The 736-nt window shown below is 60.3% G+C and carries 2 tRNA genes and 1 rRNA gene; all 3 read left to right on the top strand.

Going from position 1 to position 736, the window contains the following annotated elements:
* The first annotated feature begins 11 nt into the window (after nt 1–11).
* A tRNA-Ile gene (locus IEV99_RS23630) sits at nt 12–88 on the top strand.
* 126 nt (nt 89–214) lie between these two features.
* A tRNA-Ala gene (locus IEV99_RS23635) sits at nt 215–290 on the top strand.
* Between the two features lie 362 nt (nt 291–652).
* Nucleotides 653–736: ribosomal RNA gene (locus IEV99_RS23640) — 23S ribosomal RNA — on the top strand; the annotation flags it as partial.

The raw sequence follows: 736 nt of genomic DNA on the forward strand, positions 1-736 counted from the left end.
CGGGAGATCTTGGGCTTGTAGCTCAGTTGGTTAGAGCGCGCGCTTGATAAGCGTGAGGTCGGAAGTTCGAGTCTTCCCAGGCCCACCATCTTGGTGCGCTCGCTGTGCGAGCGGTTGACGCGTCGAAGGACGCGGCGCGCGTTCGCGCTGATCGAAGCCTTCGGCTTCGAACGATCAGCTTCGAGCCAAGTCCACACACTCGCCTGCGGCGAGTGGGGCCATAGCTCAGTTGGGAGAGCGCGTGCTTTGCAAGCATGAGGTCGTCGGTTCGATCCCGTCTGGCTCCACCAGGCGGTTTGATTGTCGCGATCACGCCCCAGCAACTCATCCGAAAAGAGAAAACAGCTTCTTGGCCTGGCGCATCGCCGGCTGAGTTTGATCTTTGACATCGTGAAGAGGGATCATGTCCGGACTTCGCATCCACTACACTGGATGCGTTGGCTGCCAGCGCCGTCGCCTGACCGCACGGACGCCGGATGTGATCGAAGCAAACTGGTCTTTTCGAGCAATGTGTTCGAAGGGTCCGGGTGGGGACATTCGTGTTTCCGCCATCCGCGCCGAGCGGAGGACTCTGGACAGGCCTGCCCACCATGACACGTGGTGCAGGTGCGCGACCCGCGAGGGTCGCCAAGCGAGCATTGTTCATGAGAACGATCAAGTGTCATAAGGGCATTCGGTGGATGCCTTGGCGCTGAGAGGCGATGAAGGACGTGGTACGCTGCGATAAGCCTTGGGG

The organism is Alsobacter metallidurans (genome assembly GCF_014636935.1).
Taxonomy (GTDB): Bacteria; Pseudomonadota; Alphaproteobacteria; order Rhizobiales; family Beijerinckiaceae; genus Alsobacter; species Alsobacter metallidurans.